This window comes from Polynucleobacter sp. es-EL-1 (genome assembly GCF_018687975.1).
Lineage (GTDB): Bacteria > Pseudomonadota > Gammaproteobacteria > Burkholderiales > Burkholderiaceae > Polynucleobacter.
Genome location: NZ_CP061310.1, coordinates 436,889 through 452,330 on the forward strand (window position 1 = coordinate 436,889; position 15,442 = coordinate 452,330).

Here is a 15,442-nt window from a genome sequence, read left to right on the forward strand (position 1 = left end):
TACTTAGTACCCAAATGCGATGCGGCTTTCATTAAACATGAAGGCTGCAAGCATGAAGAGCATTACGCCGAAGATGCGTTTGAGTTGTGCAATATTGAGCTTTCTGGCCATTTTGGCGCCCAATGGTGCAGTAAAGATGCTGACTGCAACAATGCAGAGCACTGCTGGTAGGTAAACAAAACCAAGCGATCCAGCTGGAAGATTAGGATTTCCCCAACTGCCGTACATGTAGCCTATGGTGGCAGCCGCCGCGATAGGAAAGCCTAGGCCAGAAGAGCTCGCCATAGCGGTATGTGGCTTTACATTACACCAAAGCATGAAGGGTACTGTAATAAATGCCCCGCCCGCACCAAGCAAACTGGCAATCACACCAGTAAATGCTCCAAATGAAAAAAGACCTACGGTTCCTGGAAGCTCTCTTCCAGCGGTAGGCTTTTTATTAATAATCATTTGTATGGAGGTATAGACGATAAAGATCGCAAAGAATAGGGAAAGCCATGAAGTATTAATCGCTTCAAATATTTCGCTTCCACCAATCAAGCTTCCAACCACTAGTCCTGGGCTAAGGGTGGCTACAAGCCTCCAATCAATAGAACCATGTTTGTGATGCGCCCAAATTGCTGACGTGGTTGTAAATAAGATCGTAGCCATTCCGGTGGCAATAGCCATGTGCACAATCACCTCTTGACTAAATCCAAGGTGATTGAAGACGATGATCATGAAGGGCACTAAGATCATGCCGCCGCCAATGCCCAGTAAGCCCGCTAAAAATCCTGCAATACCACCGCACAGCATTAGCATTGAAATATCAATTATTGACATGAATTCCCCGCCTTAGCCGCTAGGCCGTCATCCTGAACCCTAAGGTTCAAGGTGGAACGGCTACTCTGCTTCGGGTGCATTAAGAGTCTCAGGGAGTGAACAGCGCGAAGCTGCCACTGTGAGGGATCGAAACGCTCACGCCCACAAGGTAAAGATCGTTCCGGATGCTTGCGCATCGGTTCAAGGAACTATTGGCCTTGGCGAACCAGGCAGGGAAAGGGTTTGCATCAAAGCATCTACTTGATTCTCTAAAGCATGAATCTCCTGCTGGAGACGGATCATCTCTTCGGAATCCATGTTGGCAGAATTGCTTTGTGCTGATGTGTGTTGGGATGCGGTTTGTAAGGCAATGAGGTCGCCAGCAATTTTGATTGCTGCCATCATACTGGCGCGCTCAATGCTGCGATTACCCCCATTGATTGCCAGCTGAATTTGTTCGTCAACCAAAGTGCAGGCAGCACGCAGAAGCGGCTCATGTTCTGTACTGGTTGCCAGGGTAATCTTTTGCCCAGCGAGGCTTACTTCAATGCGTTGTTGGCTCATTGTCATCCTCAGGGTTGTTGGGTGCTACAGGCTCACCTAGTAGGTTCATTTGGCGACCATCACTTTGCTCGGGTAGTCGACTTAATATGTGCTGAATACGTTTTTGAGCATCTTCAATTTTGGACTCTAATTGCGCACGATCTTGATGGAGTGATTTAACTGCATCGCTAATCAAGCGTATCTTTTCAGACAGCCTTTGAATCGATAGCTCGAGAGAATCGGTTTGCGCTAATTCGTTTGAGGTATGAGAATTGTGCTCATTCATATAGGCATTGTAGCCTCAGGAAAATCCTTTTGGGCACTCCATGAGCAAAGTTTAGCGAGGAAGGGCAATCCAGCCATTGCTGAGCTTTTCAAGATAAATTCGTCCATCGAATAATTCGATTAAGGCCTGATGGGTTTCAGGGTCCTGTGAGGGTCCAGAAAAATGCAGTTTCCCCTTTTTCAGCATAACTAAGTGGTCGGCTCTAAGGGCAAAATGGATCTCATGAAGCACGGTAACTAAAGTTTTACCTTGGGAGAGCAGTATTTTTTGCCAGTCCAGAAATTCAGCCTGGTGAGGGGGGTCTAAGTTTGCCAATGGTTCATCCATCAGGAGGATTTCAGAGTCAACAGCCAGAAGTCTAGCTAGTAAAACCCGTTGACGCTCACCACCCGATAGATGCTGCAGAGGGCGCAAACGTAATTCCCAAACCCCAGTTTGTTTTAGAACACCTTCTACTATGATGTGATCCGCAGAAGACGGCAGATGAAGCCAATCTTGATGTGGTAGACGGCCAAGCATGACGGTATCGTAAACACTCAGGCCCCCATTTAATTCATCTGGCGTTGCTACATCTTGCGCCAGCCAAGCAATCTTCTTAGCGAGCTCTTTACGAGGTAGGTCTCGTAATAGCGACCCATTGATTGATATCGAGCCTGCGTATTTTAGTAAGCCGCTCATCGCCTGAAGTAAGGAGGACTTACCAGCACCATTAGGCCCAATAATACTCGTCCATTTACCCTCAGGAATATCGATATTGATATCGCTCAGAACTAGAGCTGTATCTCGGTAAATAGTGAGTTGCTCGGTTTTCATGATCGAGCCCCCAAGGAGGTTCGTTTTAGAAGTATCAAAAGATAGATACCGCCCAATACCGCCGTCACAATTCCCACGGGGATTTCAATGGGGGCAAACAGAGTCCGCGCTAGAAGATCGGAGCTAAGCAACAAGATGCCGCCACCGATGCTGGAAAATAACAGTTGTAAACGTTGATGACCTCCAGAGAGTCGCCTTACCAAGTGCGGTGCAGCCAAACCTACAAAGGCAACTAATCCAGTTTGGGCAACAGCACAACCCGTTGCTAGCGCAAGAATTCCAATCAAAATTAAGCGCAACCGATCCAATGGCAGACCTAGCGTACGGGCAGTATTCTCGCCAAGCGATAGGGCATCTAATACTGGGCTAAATAACAGTGTAGGTAGCAAGCAGATAATAAAAACAATACCCATCACCTGAACCGCTGACCAACTTAACAGTGTTGTATTGCCGAGCATGAATGCTTGAATACTTTGAAAGAGGTCTGGGCGAATGAAGGTGAAGAGTGAGTTAGCAGCGCCAAGAATGACACTAATCACTACACCAGATAATAAAAGTCGCAGTGAGCTGTGATACCCACCAGCCAACATGAGGGAGGCCAGTACACCAAACAGGGCGCCAATAAAGGCACCCCCATTTAGGCCAATTAGCTCTAGCCAAGAATGTCCTAGATAAGCAAATGAAAGTACGCTAGCGACTCCCAGTAATGCACCAGATGCACTACCCAGTAGATAGGGATCTGCTAGGGGATTGCGAAATAAGCTTTGGGCTATGCCGCCAGATAGTCCTAATAAAGCGCCAGCAATATAGGCCCCCAAGGATCTTGGGATTCGAATATCCCACAAGACAGCTTCCTCAGTTTGAGAAAAACTCCAACTTATCCCAGTGCTACCCAGCATCGTTCCTAGGGCTAGCAACATGACGCTAATGAGCAATAGGAATAATAATTTACCTAGGAAGTGGTGGTTATGCATTATCGAGATGATGACATCTTCTCTTGAATACATTGAGAAATAATGAATGCCGCTTCTCCCATGCGAGGACCGGGACGCACTAAGACATCATTTTGCTGGGCGTTAAAGGTGCAGATACGATTCTTTGAGACTGCTGGGATGGTATTCCAGCCAGGGCGCTTTTGAATATCAGTAGCAGTTGATTCGCTCAAGAGAATCAGGTCTGGTTTACTCTGAACAACAAATTCAGGATTAATTTTAGGAAAGGGTCCAAGGGATTCGGGGATGATATTAGTCAGGCCAAGGCGGGTCAAAATTTCGCCAATAAAAGAAGATCTCCCAGCGGCAAAAGGTGCAGGATTAACTTCAAAGTAGACCCGCAACGTTTTACCATCTAAATTTAGCTGTTTATTTGCACGTGTTATTTCTTGTTGAATCTGATTCCATACGCGAGCACTCTCTGAGGTGCCTAAAACGAGATCCAATTTTTTTAGGGCGCGCTCTTCATCCTCCATCGACTTCACATCTAATGCAAATGTTTTGATTCCTAAGTCATTTAAACGGGTGATTACGGGAGAGGCTTTTTCTAGCAACACCACATCGGGCTTAAGCTGGACAATTCGCTCAAGATTAATATCGGCCATACCACCGAGCTTAGGCAAATCTTGAATAGACTTGGGCCAATTTGAGAAACGATCAATTCCCACTAGATTGGCGCACTTACCCAATGCACAAATAGACTCTGTCAGCGATGGTAATAGGCTAATAATCCGTTGTGGTGGGGCATCAAAAGTAAGGACAACGCCTCGATCATCGGCTACCGAAACAGGCTTGGAAAATACTGCTAAAGAGAATGCAATAAAAAATAATGCAATCCCAATAAGCAAGTATTTGGATGGGGTTGTGGGTTGCATGCCTTGAATTTTTTCTCAGTTAGAAATTATATTTTGCATTGACAAAATAGGTTGTTGGTGTAGTGGGGTAGTAGTAGTAACCACGTGAAGAGTTGTAACCACCAGTGGTGGCATAAGAATTTCCGCCAATGTTTTTGATCATGAATTTGGTTTCCCATGAATGAATTCTGTAGTTGATATAAATATCTGCAGCAACATAGGATGGAATCTTAGCTAGTGAATTGGTAATTGCTGGATCCGATTCATAGTTTTGGTTGCTGACATAATTCACAACAGCCCCTGCACTCCAGCTTGTATTAAACATATACTGCGCCCGAGCATTTAACAGAAGATCTGGCGATAGACCTACTCCAACACCAGCAATTTCACCAGTAGTGAAAGTTGATCTTTGAATCTTTCCGCCACCAGCAAGCGTTAAGTTTTTGGTGATATTGCTTGAGGAGTCAAAAAGAAAGCCTGTGCGATTAATGTTGCCAGCAGTATTAATATTGCTTCCACTGGAAGGGTCATAACGAATTTCATTTTGTGTAATTGATTGAAATACGAGAGCTGAAAGATGGGTTTGACGAAGTTTCCAATCTCCCCCGACTGAATACGTTTGTGAGATTTGCGGCTTTAAGATGCCATTGAAAACTGGGGTGTAAGTGTCTGGATTAAAGCCCCAGAATTCGTCAGTATTAGGGAATCGATAAGACTGATCCCATTTGATAAATACTTTTTGTCCCGCTTGATAGTTGTAATTAAAGGCTATATCTCCAGCGTTAGCAGAGTACTTTTGATTTGCACTAATGGTTGATCCGCTAGAGAAATCATTTGCAGATGCATTCTGTGCTTGATGTCTGAAGCCCCCGCTTGCCTCCAATCCATTAATCGCCTTCAGTGGAATTCGTGATACGAGATACATGGATTGATTGAGGATACTTACGTTTTGTTGAAGACTGGTATTACCAAAAGTTAACCCAGAAGAGCTGCTTTGGGAGGCTTGATTAAAGTCATAGCCTATTACTGTTGATCCCCATTCGCCAAAATTAGCTTTGATCTTCGGTGCAATTGCAAGTTGCCAGTTGGGGTATAGAACGTAGTAAGGATATGCGGGGATATTGGAGCTGGTATTTTTATTTGAGTATGTACCATCAATGTCAAACGTTAGCCGATCATCAATTGCTTTAATAAAGCCAGCCCTGACTCCAGAATTATCGGTAGTGATCGTTGACCCTATGAATGTTGATCTGGCTGATTGGGAGTCACCCTGGCCTGCCTGACCGAGCACAGCTCCAGGAGTTTGAGAATTTGAGTGATTAAAGAATATATCGGCGTAGACCTTATCTATTCCACCTAATGATTGGGTTACTTTGCCATCAAACGAGTATGCGTTCGCTGCCGAATTTTCTCTCCAACCATCTGTATTAGACGAGTTTGCAGTGAGTTGAATAGTTGTGTCATTAACCGTATTTCTCAATATTGCATTGCCAATGACCGTGTTGTAACTTCCATAGGTAATTGCAGCTTGATTAAGATTTTTTGCTCCTCCATTGGTGATGATATTAATTACACCGCCAACAGCGCCATTGCCATACTGAACACTGGCGCCACCTTGAAGCAGCTCTATTCTCTCAATGGAGTCAATTGGAATGGATTCCCAATTGATGGTCCCAGAATCAATGGGATTTAATCTTTGCCCATCAACCAGTATTAATGTGTTGCTATTTGCTGTTGCTCCATAACCGCCCATATCAACTGAGGCATCTAAATTAAGGGGATTGCCGCTCGTACTTTTTACATTTACTCCTCCAATTTGAGATAACACTTCGGGAATATTATTTGAAGTGGAGTTTGCAATTTCATCGCGAGTGATGACTTTGACGTTTGCCGGAACTTCATTGAGGTTTTCCTCAAAGCGAGATCCCGAAACGATGACTGTCGATGGAGAATTTTGAGCGGCTGCGCTAAATGTGATTGCCGCGCCACAAAATAGGGTGGCGAGTGCTTTACTACTGAACTGCTGTTTCATGTGAACTTTCTGCCTGCGATTCACCTAGCTCACTTCCCCGTAAGCTGGGTCGAACAGAACTTCACTTCATGAGAGCTCAGGCGTCAATTGGGCACCTTGCCAGGAGGCAGGGGATGCTTCATCGGCGCGCGAAGGTCCCCGTCCGCAAAATTCCACCTGTCTTGGCCGGTATCCGGGCTAGTAAATCTCAGAATTTGGCCTTCCCATGCAATTGACACGCACAGTGGCTCATTCAAATTCCTGACGCACTGACTTAAAAGTTAGGGCGCATTTACTTACCGTTGCGGGGGCAGCACACGTTTAGTGTTTCCCGTTTAACTTTATTGCATTGCAACAAAGCACCACGACAGGCATATTCTATCTCAGTAGACCCTCTGGAAATGCTTAAATCCCAAAAAAGCCTACAATATAGGCACTAGGATTAAGGATTCATGACTGCATTAGACAAGCACCCCGAAAAAAACCTGATTCGTCTTCAACTGAGTCAAAACTCAGTACTTAAAAGCTTGGATCCGGCAGCAATGGCTGAGTTAGAGCGCCATTTAGAGATCTCAGATCTTAAAAAATCAGAAATTTTATTGCACCAAGGTGATCATCAGATGGAGCAGTACTTTGTTCTGGATGGCATTTTGAAGCGGATTGTCTCTAGCGCAGATGCCAAAGAAATGATCTTGCGTTTCGCGATTGAGAAAGACATTGAGACAAGTTACGCCGCATGGCGCCTTAAGACCTCAGCTCCTTACAGTATTGCTTGTGTTACCAAGGCTCGTGTAGCCCGCATGCCACTAAAGAAATGGGCAGAATTCTTGGATGCCCATAAGCCATTAAAAGAAAGCTTTGAATTTGAGGTAATGCGCCTGATGAGTGAAATCATGGCCCATACGATTACCTTACATATGCTCGATGCTCCTGGCCGAGTAGAGCGTTTTTTACGTAAATATGAGGACTTATTTGAGCTTCTACCTAAAAAAGAGCTCGCCGCATACCTCAATTTATCCCCAGAGACATTAAGTCGCCTAAAAACTAAGCACAAAGAGCTTTTTGTCTAGCGCAAAAAAGTTGTTTCTAGATTTCAGGGGAAATTGACCGAAGTCAATGATGATCCCCACCCTCAAGCCTAAGATTCATCTCAGCCTCATCGGGGTCTTAAGAGTCACCCGTGGCATTACTAATAACTTAATTGGAGACAGTTAGCGAAAGCTAAGTTGCATTGAACATGATTTACGTTCAGGCAATGTAATTAACTAAAAAATTTCTATGACAACAGACAATCAAAATACACAAGTAACTGATGGCTTTCATCTCGTCATTGATGCTTTAAAAGCAAATGACCTTGACACCATTTTTGGTTTAGTTGGAATTCCAATTACCGACTTGTGCCGTTTGGCTCAAGCAGAAGGTATGCGTTTTATTGGTTTCCGCCACGAGCAGCATGCAGGTAACGCTGCTGCAATTGCTGGTTACATGACGCAAAAGCCTGGTATCTGTATGACTGTTTCAGCACCTGGTTTCTTGAATGGTTTGACTGCACTGGCTAACGCTACAGTGAATTGCTTCCCGATGATTTTGATCTCCGGTTCAAGTGAGCGTGAAATCGTTGACTTGCAACAAGGTGACTACGAAGAGATGGATCAGCTCAATGCAGCTAAGCCATATTGCAAAGCGGCTTATCGTATTAATCATATTGAGGATATTGGCATTGGTTTTGCTCGTGCAATTCGTGCTGCGGTATCTGGCCGGCCTGGTGGCGTGTACTTGGATTTGCCAGCGCAGTTGCTTTCCCAAACAATGCCTGTTGAAGAAGCCAAGAAGTCTATCTTCAAAGTAATTGATCCTATTCCACGTCAAATTCCAGCTGCTGATGCAGTTGAACGTGCGTTAAATGTACTAAAGGGTGCAAAGCGTCCATTGATTCTCTTGGGCAAAGGTGCAGCTTATGCACAGGCTGATAAAGAAATTCGAGACTTGATTGAAAAATCGGGCATCCCTTACTTGCCAATGTCGATGGCTAAAGGCTTGTTGCCAGATAACCATCCACAGTCTGCTTCTGCAGCGCGCTCATTTGTATTGGCTGAGGCTGATGCTGTGATGTTGGTTGGTGCACGCCTGAATTGGTTGCTTGCTCACGGCAAAGGTAAGACATGGGGCAAAGATCCTAAGAAATTTATTCAGATCGATATTCAAGCAAACGAAGTCGATAGCAACGTACAAATCGATGCGCCATTGATTGGTGATATCGGCTCAGTAGTTGGTGAGCTCTTGAAGGGGATTGGTTCAGTTCCAAAGCCAGCCTCTGATTGGATTAATGCCATCAACGAGAAAAAAGATAAGAACATGGCGAAGATGGCTGAGACTCTTGCAAAAGAAGCCTCACCAATGAACTTCCATGGCGCATTGCGTGCTATCCGTGATGTGATCAAGAAGAATCCAGATGTGAACTTGGTAAACGAAGGTGCAAATACGCTTGACTACTGCCGCGCAATTGTGGATATGTACAAGCCTCGTAAGCGTTTTGACTCAGGTACCTGGGGCATCATGGGTATTGGTATGGGCTACGCTATTGGCGCTGCTGTTACCAGTGGCTTGCCAACTGTTGCCGTTGAGGGCGATAGCGCCTTTGGCTTTAGCGGTATGGAATTAGAAACCATCTGCCGCTACAACTTGCCAATCACTACAGTGGTGTTTAACAACAATGGCGTGTATCGCGGTACCGACATAAATCCAACTGGTGGTGCGGATGTCGCGCCTACGGTATTTGTGAAAGACGCACGTTACGACAAGATGATTGAGGCATTTGGTGGTGTTGGTTACTACGTCACTACCCCAGCAGAATTGGAAGCTGCATTAACTAAGGCGATTGCTGAAGGTAAGCCGGCCTTGATTAATGCGGTAATCGATGAAACAGCCGGAACAGAAAGTGGACGTTTAACAAACTTGAACCCATCGACTGCTGCAGGCAAGCATTAATTAGCAATTTATAAAAAACATTTAGTAAAAACTAAGTAATACTTTAAGGAGAAACAAACATGACTAAACCATTAGACGGCATCCGCATTATCGATTTCACACACGTACAAGCAGGTCCTGCATGTACTCAATTGTTGGGTTTTTATGGCGCTGATGTGATTAAGGTTGAGCGTCCCGGTTCTGGCGATGTCACTCGCAGCCAGTTGCGCGACGTTCCTGGTGCAGATGCTTTGTACTTCACTATGTTGAATGGTAACAAGCGCTCTTTAACTCTGGATACTAAGACCCCAGAAGGTAAAGAAGTGTTGGAAAAAATGATCAAAGTTTCTGACGTCATGGTTGAGAACTTTGGTCCTGGCGCATTGGATCGCATGGGTTTCTCTTGGAAGCGTATCCAAGAACTTAATCCAAAAATGATCTTGGCTTCTGTAAAAGGCTTTAGTGATGGCCACTCATATGAGGACTTAAAGGTCTATGAGAACGTCGCTCAGTGTGCTGGTGGTGCTGCTTCAACTACTGGTTTCTGGGATGGCCCTCCTACAGTTTCTGCTGCAGCCTTAGGTGATTCCAATACTGGTATGCACTTGGCGATTGGTATTTTGACTGCATTGATGCAGCGTCAAAAAACTGGCAAGGGTCAAAAAGTTTCTTGCTCAATGCAAGACGCTGTATTGAACTTATGTCGTGTGAAGTTACGTGATCAACAGCGTTTGGACAAAGTTGGCTATTTGGAAGAGTATCCACAGTATCCACATGGTTCATTCACTGACGTAGTGCCACGTGGCGGTAACGCTGGTGGTGGCGGTCAGCCAGGTTGGGTATTGAAGTGTAAGGGTTGGGAAACAGATCCAAACGCCTACATTTACTTCACTATTCAAGGCCATGCTTGGGAGCCAATTACTAAGGCTCTAGGTAAACCAGAGTGGGCAACTGATCCAGCGTATATGACTGCCGAAGCTCGTCAAGATAAGATTTTTGACATCTTCGCAACTATTGAAGACTGGCTCAAAGATAAGACTAAGTATGAGGCTGTTGATATCCTCCGCAAGTTTGATATCCCATGCGCTCCAGTTCTCTCGATGAAAGAGTTGGCTGCTTCACCAGACTTGCGTAAGAGTGGTTCTATCGTTGAAGTTGACCACAAGGTACGTGGCAAATATTTAACTATCGGTAGTCCAATCAAGTTCTCAGATTTGGAAATCGAAGTGAAGCCTTCGCCTGTATTGGGTGAGCACACTGATGAAGTGTTGTCAGACCTCGGTTACAACGCTGATGACATTGCTAAGTTGCATGCAGCAAAAGCAGTTTAAGTTTAATAACGATAAAAATCTGTATTAACTTTGAGGGCGCTCCTAGTGGGCGCCTTTTTTATTCCTGAAATTCTGGGATAGACGTTAGACTGGGATGATGAAAACCTCTGTAGATTTGACGCAGCTCTTAGACGCTATTGGTGATGCCGTTATTGTTGCTGACGCACAAGAAAAAATTGTCTTGTGGAATGCAGCCGCAAGCCGTATTTTTGGATACTCTGAAGAGGAGGCGCTTGGTAGCGCTTTAGATCTCATTGTTCCTGAGCGTCAACGTCAAAGGCATAACGAGGGTTACAGCAAGTCTATGGAATCCGGCATTACTCGTTATGGCACATCTTTGCTCAAGGTCCCAGCAAAACATAAAGATGGAAGCATCTTATCCATCGCTTTTACTGTTGGCATGTTGTTTGATGAAAGCCACAAAGCCTGTGGAGTTGCTGCAGTTATTCGGGATGAGACCTCACGTTTTGCTGAGGAACGAATGCTAAAAAAACGTATTGCTGATCTTGAAAGTGGCGCTTCTTAGCCCAATATAGAAAATATATAGGGTTTACCCCATATTTTGGCTGGAATAAGCCATATTCCACAACACATCTTTTACCGCATTTTCTCGCTGGTAAAATCGCGTTAATTCAAAATTTCAATCTTATTAGGACTTTAATCATGGCAAAAGCACTAGAAGGGGTCAAAATTCTTGACTTCACACACGTTCAATCTGGACCTACTTGTACTCAGTTACTCGCTTGGTTTGGCGCAGATGTTATCAAGGTAGAAAAATCAGGTGAGGGCGATGCAACACGTGGTCAGTTACGCGACATCCCTGATGCTGATAGCTTGTATTTCACGATGCTCAATCACAACAAGCGTTCCATTACTGTGAACACTAAAACTCCTAAAGGCAAAGAAATTCTTGAGCGCCTAATTAAGGAGTGTGATGTCTTGGTAGAAAACTTTGCACCAGGTGCGCTAGATCGTATGGGATTTTCTTGGGAGCGTATTCAAGAACTCAATCCCATGATGATCATGGCATCGGTCAAAGGTTTTGGTCCTGGACCTTACGAAGACTGCAAGGTTTATGAGAACGTTGCGCAATGTGCCGGCGGCTCAGCATCTACTACTGGTTTTGATGACGGCCCTCCCATGGTGACTGGCGCACAAATTGGTGATAGTGGAACAGGTCTTCATTTAGCGTTGGGTATCGTGACAGCACTCTATCAACGTACCCATTCTGGACGTGGTCAGAAAGTATTGGCGGCAATGCAAGATGCGGTCTTGAATCTTTGCCGCGTGAAGTTGCGTGACCAACAGCGCTTAGAGCGCAATGGCCTCATGCAAGAATATCCACAGTTTCCAAATGGTGAGTTTGGCGACTCTGTTCCCCGCGCTGGCAATGCTTCTGGCGGTGGTCAGCCTGGCTGGATTGTGAAATGCAAAGGCTGGGAAACAGACCCTAACGCATACATGTATGTCATTGTGCAAGGTCCAGTATGGGAGGCTGTATGTAAAGTGATTGGTCGCGAGGACTGGATTACTGATGTACGTTTTGCTTCACCAATGGCCCGCTTGCCACACTTGATGGAAATTTTTGGTGAAATTGAAAAATGGACTATGACTAAAACGAAGTTTGAAGTCATGGATATTTTGAATAAGTACGATATTCCATGCGGCCCTATTCTTTCAATGAAAGAAATTGCTGAAGAGCCAGCATTGCGTGCTACAGGAACTGTGGTTGAGGTTGATCATCCAATTCGTGGCAAGTATCTGACTGTTGGTAATCCAATCAAGATGTCTGATAGCCCAACTGAAGTAACACGTTCACCTTTATTAGGCGAGCACACCGATGAGATTCTGAATGAGTTGGGCTACTCCACGGATGAACTGATTTCCTTACGTCACGATAAGGTTATCTAATGCGGATTGCGCTAATTGGCAGTGCAGATTTTGGTAAAGCGGCATTAGAGGCTTTTTTAGATCGTGGTGATGAAGTAGTTGCTGTTTTTTGTCCGCCCGATAATCCAAAATCTTCCAAGCCTGAAGTGCTTAAAGAAGCTGCGATTGCGAGGGGCCTAGTCCCCTTGCAATTTGCTTCCTTAAAGAGTGCTGAGGCTGCGCAAGCCATGATTGACAGTAAGGCTGATATTTGCGTAATGGCCTATGTCCTTCAGTTTGTGCCGCAAGAGCTCTGCAAGATCCCTAAGCACGGCACTATTCAGTATCACCCCTCCTTGCTGCCTAAATATCGTGGCCCTAGTGCCATCAACTGGGCGATTGCTTTGGGCGAGGAAAAGACGGGTTTAACGATTTTCCGTCCCTCAGATGGACTTGATGAGGGCGAAGTCATATTGCAAAAAGAGGTCGCTATTGGCCCTGATGACACTCTGGGTAAGATCTACTTTGATCACTTATTCCCACTGGGTGTTCAGGCGCTACTGGAGGCTGCAGATTTGGTGGTTGCCAATCGGCATCAAGAGATTGTTCAAGATGAGTCTCAGGCAAACTATGAAGGTTGGTTTGGTGCTGATGCCGCACAAATTCATTGGGCAACACACATTACTCAAATTTATAACTTAATCCGGGCTTGTAACCCGGCGCCGGGTGCATGGACAAAATTTGGTGAGCAAAAGGTCCAGATTTATGATGCCCATAAACATGTAGCTCCAACTTTTGCCTCAGTCAAAGGCAAGCCGGGTGAAATCACGCAGATCACTTTAGATTCATTCTTTGTGGCTTGTAACGGCGGTCAGATTGAAGTTTTGAAGGCTAAGGGTGCTGCTGGAAAAGTGACTGGCGCTGAATTGGCTAAAGAACTTAATTTGGAAATTGGGCAATTCTTTAATCTCTAGGTATTTTTAGAGATCGGATGTTTAAACCTCTAGGTTATCAATCAACCGTGTTTTACCTAACTTGGCTGCAGTCAGAATCACCAGCGGCTCCCCAGCTCTTAAACTAGCGTTGCTTGATGGTGCCAAGTCTGATTGTTGACGGATAGCAATGTAATCAGGTTGCCAACCGCGTTCAGTCAGTCTTGCAATTGCATTCTTTTCGATAGCGTTCAGTGCATCTACATCACGGGTATTTAAATTGAGCACTTGCTCGCGTACTTCCTGAAGTAACTTTTGCAGTTGTGGCGCCTCTGCGCGCTCACTCGACGAGAGGTAGCCATTGCGCGAGGAGAGGGCCAGACCATCTTTCGCTCGAATGGTTTCCCCTGGAATAATATCGACCGGGAGTGCAAACTGCTTGGCCATTTGACGAATAATCATCAGTTGTTGGTAATCTTTTTTACCAAATACAGCTACCTTGGGCTGTACGCAAGACAGAAGCTTGAGAACAACTGTGCAGACTCCTTTAAAGAATCCAGGACGAAATTCACCTTCTAAAATATCTCCCAATTGCTGCGGCGGATCCACGCGATACTCTTGAGGTTGTGGGTATAAATCGCGCTCTGTTGGCGCAAATAAGATGTAGACACCTTCTTTTTCTAGCTTATCGATGTCAGCTTGCATAGTACGAGGATAGCTATCAAAATCCTCGTTAGGACCAAACTGCAAACGGTTCACAAAAATGCTCGCAACTACTGGGTCACCATGTTGTCTTGCAAGGCGCATGAGGGATAGGTGCCCTTCATGCAAGTTGCCCATAGTTGGGACAAAAGAGGCGCGGTTCTGCCCACGGAGGTGGTCACGCAACTCTTGTATATCGCTAATAATTTTCATGCAACAGGTGTGTAGGCGAGGCGAACGTAGATTGGTGCATAGGGCTCAGCCTGGGTAATCTCTACTAATGCTTCACGAGAAAGCTCGAGCATAGCAATGAAATTCACAATCACCACGGGAACGCCTTTTCCGGATTTGATGGCATCTTCAAATAATTCACCAAACTCTACAAAGCGGGTATTTTGTAGGCGACGCAAAATACGTGTCATAAAGTCACGAACTGATAGCTCTTCACGTGTAATAGTGTGGTGCTGATTGAGTTTCGCACGGTGCAAAACATCACGCCAAGCCATTTGCAAATCGTCTAGATTTACTTCCGGCCAAGTAACTGCCACTGTCGTATCCACATAGCCGTGTGCAATTTGGAAATCACGACCTTGTTGTGGAATTTGATCAAGCTCCTGAGCCGCTAGCTTCATGCGCTCATATTCCAACAGGCGGCGTACTAATTCAGCGCGAGGATCTTCTACTTCCTCATCGCTATCTGCTTTTTTCATTGGCAGCAGCATGCGAGATTTAATTTCAATCAACATGGCCGCCATGAGTAAATACTCGGCAGCGAGCTCCAGATTGTGATGGCGAATTTGATCGATGTAGCTCAGGTACTGTTGAGTGACCTGCGCCATTGGGATATCAAGTACATTGAAGTTTTGCTTGCGGATGAGATAGAGCAAGAGGTCAAGTGGACCCTCAAAAGCTTCTAGAAAAACCTCTAATGCATCAGGAGGAATATACAGATCTGTAGGGAGCTTAAATAAGGGCTCACCATACAGCTTTGCAAAAGCCGAAGACATTCCGTCCGTTACTGACGGAGTGCTATCGAGTAAATCTGATATCGGCTGTGTACTCGGATCAATCATTCGAATAAACGTAAGCGCGCTGCTTTAATTTTGCTGCCTTAGCGCGACGCTGATCTTCCGAGGTTAATGGTTCTTTGTCCCACAAGAGGGCGCGACCAGCTTGCTGGCCAGCCTCGAGATGCGGCTTCTCAGACTTGAGCTCATTTAAGAACTGAGTGAATTCGGATTGATATCTTGCCATCACATTTCCTAAAATCTTAATTAATTCAATAACTTACAAAATTTTATGAGAGACAAAGTCGTCCCTAGCCCATCATTATTAACGATT

15 protein-coding genes, 1 other RNA gene, 1 pseudogene and 1 riboswitch are annotated in these 15,442 nt (G+C 45.2%); of the genes and pseudogenes, 6 read left to right on the top strand and 11 right to left on the bottom strand.

The window, feature by feature from the left end; translation table 11 throughout:
- Positions 1–3: 3 nt before the first annotated feature.
- The 8 genes and pseudogenes from FD974_RS02320 to FD974_RS02355 form a co-directional block, all read right to left on the bottom strand.
- The gene (locus tag FD974_RS02320) at positions 4–822 is read right to left on the bottom strand and encodes a sulfite exporter TauE/SafE family protein (protein ID WP_215365425.1); all 819 of its coding nucleotides are present in this window, start codon (positions 820–822) and stop codon (positions 4–6) included.
- A non-coding RNA gene (ssrS, locus tag FD974_RS02325) (6S RNA) lies at positions 823–1,041 on the bottom strand. It abuts the gene before it with no gap.
- A gap of 81 nt (positions 1,042–1,122) precedes the next feature.
- Positions 1,123–1,371, bottom strand: a pseudogene (locus FD974_RS09800) (cell division protein ZapA); the annotation flags it as partial.
- Positions 1,346–1,630 carry a hypothetical protein gene (locus FD974_RS02335; RefSeq protein WP_215365427.1) on the bottom strand — a complete coding sequence of 95 codons (285 nt, stop codon included), beginning with the start codon at positions 1,628–1,630 and terminating at the stop codon, positions 1,346–1,348. The pseudogene FD974_RS09800 and the gene FD974_RS02335, both read right to left, overlap by 26 nt.
- A gap of 51 nt (positions 1,631–1,681) precedes the next feature.
- Positions 1,682–2,443: an ABC transporter ATP-binding protein gene (locus tag FD974_RS02340; protein ID WP_215365428.1), complete on the bottom strand. Its 762-nt coding sequence runs from the start codon at positions 2,441–2,443 to the stop codon at positions 1,682–1,684.
- A complete protein-coding gene (locus FD974_RS02345; RefSeq protein ID WP_215365430.1) occupies positions 2,440–3,417 on the bottom strand; it encodes an iron ABC transporter permease in 978 nt (325 codons plus the stop codon). Before FD974_RS02345 ends, FD974_RS02340 begins: the two co-directional genes overlap by 4 nt.
- Positions 3,417–4,310: an ABC transporter substrate-binding protein gene (locus FD974_RS02350; RefSeq protein WP_215365432.1), complete on the bottom strand. Its 894-nt coding sequence runs from the start codon at positions 4,308–4,310 to the stop codon at positions 3,417–3,419. Before FD974_RS02350 ends, FD974_RS02345 begins: the two co-directional genes overlap by 1 nt.
- 19 nt (positions 4,311–4,329) lie before the next feature.
- Positions 4,330–6,321, bottom strand: a complete 1,992-nt coding sequence (locus FD974_RS02355; RefSeq protein ID WP_215365435.1) for a TonB-dependent receptor — start codon at positions 6,319–6,321, stop codon at positions 4,330–4,332.
- Positions 6,322–6,466: 145 nt separating this feature from the next.
- Positions 6,467–6,682: riboswitch (cobalamin riboswitch) on the bottom strand.
- Between the two features lie 70 nt (positions 6,683–6,752).
- Between FD974_RS02355 and FD974_RS02360 the strand changes: the two genes are divergently transcribed.
- From FD974_RS02360 to FD974_RS02385, 6 genes are all read left to right on the top strand, one after another.
- Complete coding sequence (locus tag FD974_RS02360; RefSeq protein WP_215365438.1) at positions 6,753–7,370, top strand: Crp/Fnr family transcriptional regulator; 618 nt, start codon at positions 6,753–6,755, stop codon at positions 7,368–7,370.
- A 208-nt stretch (positions 7,371–7,578) separates the two neighbouring features.
- Complete coding sequence (oxc, locus tag FD974_RS02365; protein ID WP_215365440.1) at positions 7,579–9,288, top strand: oxalyl-CoA decarboxylase; 1,710 nt, start codon at positions 7,579–7,581, stop codon at positions 9,286–9,288.
- Positions 9,289–9,347: 59 nt separating this feature from the next.
- Positions 9,348–10,598 carry a formyl-CoA transferase gene (gene frc / locus FD974_RS02370; RefSeq protein ID WP_215365442.1) on the top strand — a complete coding sequence of 417 codons (1,251 nt, stop codon included), beginning with the start codon at positions 9,348–9,350 and terminating at the stop codon, positions 10,596–10,598.
- Positions 10,599–10,695: 97 nt separating this feature from the next.
- A complete protein-coding gene (locus FD974_RS02375; protein ID WP_215365444.1) occupies positions 10,696–11,124 on the top strand; it encodes a PAS domain-containing protein in 429 nt (142 codons plus the stop codon).
- A 137-nt stretch (positions 11,125–11,261) separates the two neighbouring features.
- On the top strand, positions 11,262–12,509 hold the full coding sequence (frc, locus tag FD974_RS02380) for a formyl-CoA transferase (protein ID WP_215365446.1): 1,248 nt from the start codon (positions 11,262–11,264) through the stop codon (positions 12,507–12,509).
- Positions 12,509–13,441 carry a methionyl-tRNA formyltransferase gene (locus FD974_RS02385; protein WP_215365448.1) on the top strand — a complete coding sequence of 311 codons (933 nt, stop codon included), beginning with the start codon at positions 12,509–12,511 and terminating at the stop codon, positions 13,439–13,441. Before frc (FD974_RS02380) ends, FD974_RS02385 begins: the two co-directional genes overlap by 1 nt.
- Before the next feature lie 21 nt (positions 13,442–13,462).
- Here the strand turns inward: FD974_RS02385 and panC are convergent, their stop codons facing one another.
- From panC to FD974_RS02400, 3 genes are read right to left on the bottom strand one after another with little or no spacing between them, the layout of a single operon-like run.
- A complete protein-coding gene (gene panC, locus FD974_RS02390; protein WP_215365450.1) occupies positions 13,463–14,314 on the bottom strand; it encodes a pantoate--beta-alanine ligase in 852 nt (283 codons plus the stop codon).
- The gene (locus tag FD974_RS02395; protein ID WP_215365452.1) at positions 14,311–15,174 is read right to left on the bottom strand and encodes a ScpA family protein; all 864 of its coding nucleotides are present in this window, start codon (positions 15,172–15,174) and stop codon (positions 14,311–14,313) included. The genes panC and FD974_RS02395 overlap by 4 nt, the downstream gene beginning before the upstream one ends.
- Positions 15,167–15,355 carry a DUF3460 family protein gene (locus FD974_RS02400; protein WP_215365454.1) on the bottom strand — a complete coding sequence of 63 codons (189 nt, stop codon included), beginning with the start codon at positions 15,353–15,355 and terminating at the stop codon, positions 15,167–15,169. The genes FD974_RS02395 and FD974_RS02400 overlap by 8 nt, the downstream gene beginning before the upstream one ends.
- Positions 15,356–15,442: the final 87 nt, after the last annotated feature.

Excerpts from the sequence above, each read along its gene's own strand:
- FD974_RS02350 (WP_215365432.1), bottom strand. The coding sequence starts at position 4,310 with ATGCAACCCACAACCCCATCCAAATACTTGCTTATTGGGATTGCATTA.
- oxc (WP_215365440.1), top strand. The coding sequence starts at position 7,579 with ATGACAACAGACAATCAAAATACACAAGTAACTGATGGCTTTCATCTC.
- FD974_RS02320 (WP_215365425.1), bottom strand. The coding sequence starts at position 822 with ATGTCAATAATTGATATTTCAATGCTAATGCTGTGCGGTGGTATTGCA.
- panC (WP_215365450.1), bottom strand. The coding sequence starts at position 14,314 with ATGAAAATTATTAGCGATATACAAGAGTTGCGTGACCACCTCCGTGGG.
- frc (WP_215365446.1), top strand. The coding sequence starts at position 11,262 with ATGGCAAAAGCACTAGAAGGGGTCAAAATTCTTGACTTCACACACGTT.
- FD974_RS02385 (WP_215365448.1), top strand. The coding sequence starts at position 12,509 with ATGCGGATTGCGCTAATTGGCAGTGCAGATTTTGGTAAAGCGGCATTA.
- frc (WP_215365442.1), top strand. The coding sequence starts at position 9,348 with ATGACTAAACCATTAGACGGCATCCGCATTATCGATTTCACACACGTA.
- FD974_RS02345 (WP_215365430.1), bottom strand. The coding sequence starts at position 3,417 with ATGCATAACCACCACTTCCTAGGTAAATTATTATTCCTATTGCTCATT.
- FD974_RS02375 (WP_215365444.1), top strand. The coding sequence starts at position 10,696 with ATGAAAACCTCTGTAGATTTGACGCAGCTCTTAGACGCTATTGGTGAT.
- FD974_RS02335 (WP_215365427.1), bottom strand. The coding sequence starts at position 1,630 with ATGAATGAGCACAATTCTCATACCTCAAACGAATTAGCGCAAACCGAT.
- FD974_RS02395 (WP_215365452.1), bottom strand. The coding sequence starts at position 15,174 with ATGATTGATCCGAGTACACAGCCGATATCAGATTTACTCGATAGCACT.
- FD974_RS02360 (WP_215365438.1), top strand. The coding sequence starts at position 6,753 with ATGACTGCATTAGACAAGCACCCCGAAAAAAACCTGATTCGTCTTCAA.
- FD974_RS02340 (WP_215365428.1), bottom strand. The coding sequence starts at position 2,443 with ATGAAAACCGAGCAACTCACTATTTACCGAGATACAGCTCTAGTTCTG.
- FD974_RS02355 (WP_215365435.1), bottom strand. The coding sequence starts at position 6,321 with ATGAAACAGCAGTTCAGTAGTAAAGCACTCGCCACCCTATTTTGTGGC.
- FD974_RS02400 (WP_215365454.1), bottom strand. The coding sequence starts at position 15,355 with ATGGCAAGATATCAATCCGAATTCACTCAGTTCTTAAATGAGCTCAAG.